The 5,884-nt window shown below is 68.1% G+C and carries 7 protein-coding genes and 1 pseudogene; 1 reads left to right on the top strand and 7 read right to left on the bottom strand.

From position 1 onward, the window contains the following. Positions 1–1,150, top strand: a pseudogene (locus tag CC207_RS27725) (ribonuclease E); the annotation flags it as partial. Between the two features lie 112 nt (positions 1,151–1,262). Here CC207_RS27725 and murB read toward each other — a convergent pair. The 7 genes from murB to CC207_RS18030 are packed head-to-tail and all read right to left on the bottom strand — an operon-like array spanning position 1,263 to position 5,794. Beyond that, positions 1,263–2,282: a UDP-N-acetylmuramate dehydrogenase gene (gene murB / locus CC207_RS18000; RefSeq protein ID WP_088852509.1), complete on the bottom strand. Its 1,020-nt coding sequence runs from the start codon at positions 2,280–2,282 to the stop codon at positions 1,263–1,265. Then, positions 2,279–2,743, bottom strand: a complete 465-nt coding sequence (locus tag CC207_RS18005; protein ID WP_028690980.1) for a low molecular weight protein-tyrosine-phosphatase — start codon at positions 2,741–2,743, stop codon at positions 2,279–2,281. The genes murB and CC207_RS18005 overlap by 4 nt, the downstream gene beginning before the upstream one ends. Next, positions 2,743–3,507 (bottom strand): 3-deoxy-manno-octulosonate cytidylyltransferase, encoded by a 765-nt coding sequence (gene kdsB, locus CC207_RS18010; protein WP_088852510.1) that lies wholly within the window; start codon positions 3,505–3,507, stop codon positions 2,743–2,745. The genes CC207_RS18005 and kdsB overlap by 1 nt, the downstream gene beginning before the upstream one ends. Further along, positions 3,504–3,689, bottom strand: a complete 186-nt coding sequence (locus CC207_RS18015) for a Trm112 family protein (protein ID WP_011532874.1) — start codon at positions 3,687–3,689, stop codon at positions 3,504–3,506. Before CC207_RS18015 ends, kdsB begins: the two co-directional genes overlap by 4 nt. 34 nt (positions 3,690–3,723) lie before the next feature. Then, the gene (gene lpxK / locus CC207_RS18020) at positions 3,724–4,728 is read right to left on the bottom strand and encodes a tetraacyldisaccharide 4'-kinase (protein ID WP_088852511.1); all 1,005 of its coding nucleotides are present in this window, start codon (positions 4,726–4,728) and stop codon (positions 3,724–3,726) included. Next, entirely contained in the window at positions 4,728–5,162 is a 435-nt protein-coding gene (locus CC207_RS18025) for a biopolymer transporter ExbD (protein WP_028690977.1), read from the bottom strand. The genes lpxK and CC207_RS18025 overlap by 1 nt, the downstream gene beginning before the upstream one ends. After that, positions 5,159–5,794, bottom strand: coding sequence for a MotA/TolQ/ExbB proton channel family protein (locus tag CC207_RS18030; RefSeq protein ID WP_028690976.1), 636 nt, complete (start codon positions 5,792–5,794; stop codon positions 5,159–5,161). The genes CC207_RS18025 and CC207_RS18030 overlap by 4 nt, the downstream gene beginning before the upstream one ends. Between the last annotated feature and the right edge of the window lie 90 nt (positions 5,795–5,884).

Here is a 5,884-nt window from a genome sequence, read left to right on the forward strand (position 1 = left end):
AGAGCGTGCGCCACGCGAAGAACGCGTAGCCCGTGAAGAGCGCGCGCCACGCGAAGAGCGTGCACCGCGTGAAGAGCGTGCACCGCGTGAAGAGCGTGCTCCACGCGAAGAGCGCGCTCCGCGTGAAGAGCGCGCCCCTCGCGAAGAGCGTGCTCCGCGTGAAGAACGCGCCCCCCGCGAAGAGCGTGCACCGCGTGAAGAACGTGCCCCACGCGAAGAGCGCCAGCTGCGCCCTGAGGTGCAGGCCGCCGAACAGGCCGTGGAGCTCGCCGAGGAGCAACTGCCGAACGAAGAGCTGCTACAGGACGAGCAGGAAGGCGCCGATGGCGAGCGTCCACGCCGCCGTTCCCGTGGCCAGCGTCGTCGCAGCAACCGTCGTGAGCGCCAGCGCAACGCCAATGGCGAGCTGATCGACGGCGGCGACGAAGACGCCGGCGAAGAGCAGCCACAACAGCACCAGGCCACCGAGCTGGGTGCTGAATTGGCCGCCGGTACAGCCGTGATCGCTGCCGTTGCCACCAGCAACATCAGCGCCGACGCCGAGGCCCAAGCCAACCAGCAGGCCGAACGCGCCAGCGCCGCTGTCGCCGAGACCCAGGTGCAAATCACCGAAGTCGTGGCCGAGCAGGTCGCCATCGCCCCGGTGGTCGAGCAGCCTGTCAGCGAGCCAGTGGTCGCTGCCGAGCCGAGCATCGAGCCTGTCGTCGAAGTGGCGCCACAGCCTGTGGTCGAAGAAGCCGCCGCCGAGCAGCCGGCCGCCGCCGTTGTCGAGGCAGCGGTCGAGCCGGCCGCGGTCGTGCAAGCCCCAGTAGTGGAAGCGGGCGAGATCGAGAAGGCACCGGTTGCCGAAGCGGTTGAAGCCAAGGCGCCAGTCGCCGAACAGCCTGCCCCGGTAGCTGAAGCCGTCGAAGCCCAGCCTGAAGCGGTCGAAGCCCCGGTGGCCGAGCCTGCGCCAGCCGTGGTTGCCGAGCAAGCACCGGTCGAGCCGTCCACCATCATGCTGCCGAACGGCCGTGCGCCGAACGACCCGCGTGAAGTGCGTCGCCGCAAGCGTGAAGCCGAAGCCGCCGCCGCTGCTCTGGCCGCCGCCCAGGCTACCCCGGCCGAAGCCCTGGAAACCGCTGACGAGCACAAGCCTCATCACGGTTGATAGCCTCGGCTGAATGAAAAAGCCCCGCCAGTGCGAACTGGCGGGGCTTTTTCTTTGCCGGTGGATGGCACCGGCTCTGCCGGTGATCGCGGGGCAAGCCCAGGCCACCCCATCAGTACAGGTTCGGCTCCATCTCCAGCTCAACCCCGAAGCGCTTGAGGATATCCGCCTGGATCCGCCGCGCCAGCGCATGCAACTGCGCCCCGCTCGCCTGGCCGTAGTTGACCAGCACCAACGACTGCAAGCGGTGCACCCCCGCATCGCCATCGCGATAGCCTTTCCACCCCGCCTGCTCGATCAACCAGCCGGCCGCCAGCTTCACTTGGCCATCGGCCTGGGGATAGGCCACCACGCCAGGATGCCCGGCACGAATACGCTCGGCCAACTCAGCGGACACCACCGGGTTCTTGAAGAAGCTCCCTGCATTGCCCAACTCAGCCGGATCCGGCAGTTTCTCCCGACGGATACTGCAGATCGCGTCGCTGATCGCCTGCGCGGTCGGCTGCTCGACGCCCTGCTCCGCCAGGCGCTGACGCACCGGGCCGTAGTCCAGGTGTGCCTGCAAGGTACGATTCAAGGCAAAGCGCACGCGTACAATCAGCCAGCGCCCGGGGTTGCGTTTGAACACGCTGTCGCGATAACCGAACGCGCACTCTTCCAACGAGAAATCCCGCAGCTCGCCGGTCTCGCGGTCCAGCGCGGTCAAGCCGGCGAACACATCCTTGATCTCCACGCCATAGGCACCGACGTTCTGCATCGGCGCGGCGCCCACGGTGCCGGGGATCAAGCTGAGGTTTTCCAGCCCGCACAAGCCCTGCCCAAGGCTCCACTGCACGAACGGGTGCCAGGGCTCGCCGGCCTCGGCCTCCACCACCACCCGCTCACCATCATCGCTGAGCAGGCGTCGGCCACGGCTGGCCATGTGCAGCACCAGGGCCTCGACATCGCGGGACAACAGCAGGTTGCTGCCGCCGCCAATCACCAGCACCGGCACCTGCCGCTCGGCGGCCTGGGCCAGGGCCTGGCGGGCTTCGTCGTCGTCATGGGCCTGGGTGAAGTAGCGGGCACTGACATCGATGCCGAAGGTGTTGTAGGGCTTGAGCGACACGCGCTCCTGCCAGTGCGCCGTCATAACCGCCCCTTGATTTCCACGACCAGCTCGCGGCAGGCCGCCTCGATCAGGTCCAGGACCTGCTCGAAGCCTTCGGCACCGCCGTAGTAAGGGTCCGGCACTTCGTCCAGGGCCGCGCCATAGCGGCGCAGGAACAGGTCGAGCTCGCCCTTGGCGTTGTGCGGACGCAGGGCCTGCAGGTTACCCAGGTTGCTCTTGTCCATGGCCAGGACCAGGTCGTACTCGGCAAAATGCGCCGCCTTGATCTGCTGGGCACGCTGGCGCGACAGGTCGTAGCCACGGGCCAGGGCGGCCTTGCACGTGCGACTGTCGGGCGCCTTGCCGACATGCCAGTCGCCGGTGCCGGCGGAGGCCACCTGCACCACATCACCCAGGCCTGCGGCCTCGAGCTGATGGCGCAGCACGCCTTCGGCGGTCGGCGAGCGGCAGATGTTGCCGAGGCAGACGAACAAAACGCGCATCAGGCCTCCAGCAAGCGCCGAACGCGCTCCAGGTCTTCAGGGGTGTCCACGCCCACGGCCGGCGCCTCGATGGCGTCGGCGACATGGATGCGCACGCCATGCCACAGAGCGCGCAGCTGCTCCAGCGATTCGGTCTGCTCCAGCCAGCATGGGCCCCAGGCGACGAAGTCCTGGAGGAAGCCCACCCGGTAGGCGTACATGCCGATATGACGGCGATAAGGCACGCCTTCCGGCAGTTGGTCGCGGTTGTGGGCGAAGGCGTCGCGGGCCCAGGGCAGCGGCGCGCGGCTAAAGGTCAGGGCCAGGCCGTGCTTGTCGCTGACCACTTTGACCGCATTGGGGTTGAAGAGGGTTTCCGGGGCGTGGATCGGCTCGGCCAGGGTGGCGATGCCAGCCTCCGGGTGCGCGGCGAGGTTGGCCGCCACCTGGTCGATGATCACCGGCGGTATCAGGGGCTCGTCGCCCTGCACGTTGACCACGATGGCATCGGCGGCCAGGCCCAGCTGGGCGGCGACCTCGGCCAGGCGATCGGTGCCCGACTCATGGTCGGCACGGGTCAGCAGCACCTCGGCGCCAAACGCCTGGCAGGCCTCGACGATGCTGGCATCGTCGGTGGCGATGACCACGCGGCTGGCGTCGCTCTTGCGCGCCTGCTCCCACACATGCTGGACCATCGGCTTGCCGGCGATCGGCAGCAATGGCTTGCCCGGCAGGCGCGTGGAGCGCAGCCGGGCGGGAATCACCACGGTGAAGTCCAGGCTCATTTGTCCAGGCGCTCTTCGTCGGTCAGGGTGCGCGCCTCGCTTTCCAGCATCACCGGGATGCCATCGCGGATCGGATAGGCCAGGCCGGCGCCCTTGCTGATCAGCTCGGTCTTGTCGGCGCTAAGCTTGAGCGGGCCCTTGGTGATCGGGCAGGCCAGGATATCGAGCAGTTTGGTGTCCATGGAGGTGTCCTTGCGACGGAAAATGAAAAAAGGCTCAGGGGCGGCCGGGCAGCAGGCGGTCGAGCTGGGCGTCGAACCAGGCGCTGAAGGCGGGCGTCGGCACGGCGTCGACCGCCAGGTACCACCAGTCGTCGGCGGCGAAGGGCCGGCATTTCACCGCATCCTTCTCGGTCATCACCAGCGGCAGCGGCGGGCTGAACGACAGCACTTCACGGCTGTAGGGCGCATGGTCGGCGAAAGGGTGCGGCACCGGCTGCCAGTGTAGCCCCAGCAGGGTGTTGAAGAAACGTTGTGGATTGCCGATGCCGGCCACGGCGTGCAGCGCCTGGCCAGCCGGGAACAGGTCGAGCTCGCGGCGCTCGCCGCTGCGCAGGTTGATCAGCGCCGAGGGTTGCAGGCGGAAGGCGAAGCCGTCGGCGCGGTCGGTCTCGGCGCCGTTGAACAGCACCGCGTCGGCCTCGCCCAAGCGCTCGGCCGGCTCGCGCAATGGGCCGGCCGGCAGGCAGCGGTGATTGCCCAGGCCCCGGGCGGCGTCGATCAACACCAGCTCCAGGTCGCGAGCCAGGCGGTAATGCTGCATGCCGTCGTCGCACAGGATCAGGTCCGGCGCATCACTGGCCAGCAAGGCCTGCACGGCACGGGAACGGTCGGGGTCGATCACCAGCGGCACGCTGGTGCGCTGGACGATCAGCAAGGGCTCGTCGCCGGCCTGATCCGCAGGCTGGTCAGCCTGGACGCGCCAGGGATAGTGCGGCGGCTTGGCGCCATAGCCACGGCTGACCACGCCGACCTTGAGCCCCTGCCGGCGGCAGTGCTCGATCAGCCAGAGGATCATCGGCGTCTTGCCGGTACCGCCGACGGTGATATTGCCCACCACGATCACCGGTACCGGGGCACGGTAGCTCGGGCTTTCGCCGCTGAGGAAGCGCGCGCGCTTGCGCGTCACCACGCGACGGTACAGGGCCTCCAGCGGCCGCAGCAGGGCCAGCGCCGGGTGCCCGGCGTACCAGGCGGCGAGCAGACGGTCGGCGAAGGCCATCAGGGCTTGCCCTGCGCGGCCTCGACGGTGGTCATGCGCAACTTGCTGAAGCCGAGCTTGCCGGCCGCGTCCATTGCGGTGATCACAGCCTGGTGCGGGGTCTTGCCGTCGGCGCTGATGGCCAGCGGCAGGGTGATGTCACCGCCGGATTCCTTCTCGATCGCCTCGGTCAGGGTGTCCAGGTCGCTCTTGGGCAGCAGGTGGTTGTTCACCGAGTACACGCCGTCGGCGCTGATGGTGATCTCCACCAGCTTGCCCTGGTCGGCCGGCGGCTGCTCGGCGCTGCTGGCCTCCGGCAACTCGACACGCAGCTGGGTCTCGCGGGTGAAGGTGGTGGTGACCACGAAGAACAGCAGCAGCACGAACACCACGTCGATCAACGACGCCAGGTTGATGTCGACGTTCTCGCGCTGGCGATTGCGCCGGAACTTCACGCCTTGCCTCCGGCCACTTCCACTTCGCGGTCACCCTGCAGCACTTCCACCAGCTTGATCGCCTCCTGCTCCATGCCCACCACCAGCTCATCGATGCGGCGCAGCAGGAAGCGGTGGAAGAACACCGCCGGGATACCGACCATCAGGCCGGCCGCGGTGGTGACCAGGGCCTTGGAGATCCCCCCGGCCAGGACGGCGGCGTTGGCGGTCATCTGCGAGCCCATGAAGGCGCTGAAGATGTCGATCATGCCCAGCACGGTGCCCAGCAGGCCCAGCAGCGGGGCCATGGCGGCGATGGTGCCGAGGGTGCTGATGTAGCGTTCCAGCTCGTGGATGACCCGCGAGGCGGCCTCCTCGATGCACTCTTTCATGATCTCGCGGCCGTGGCGCGAGTTGGCCAGGCCCGCGGCGAGGATCTCGCCCAGCGGCGAGTCGGCGCGCAGGGCCTTGAGCTTGTCACTGGTGAGTTGCTTGTCCTTGATCCACATCCACACCTGGCCCAGCAGGTGCGGCGGGGTGACACGGCTGGCGCGCAGGGTCCACAGGCGCTCGACGACGATCGCCATGGCGGCGATCGAGCTCAGGATGATCGGCAGCATCATCCAGCCACCGGACTTGACCAATTCCCACACAGTTAGCATCCCCTCGGAAAAAGGCCGCCACTCTACCATAGGACCGCCTGGGGCTCATCTGCCGGAGGTCAGGGAAACGTTCGGTCCGCG

This window comes from Pseudomonas sp. DrBHI1, assembly GCF_002205115.1.
Taxonomy (GTDB): Bacteria; Pseudomonadota; Gammaproteobacteria; order Pseudomonadales; family Pseudomonadaceae; genus Aquipseudomonas; species Aquipseudomonas mosselii.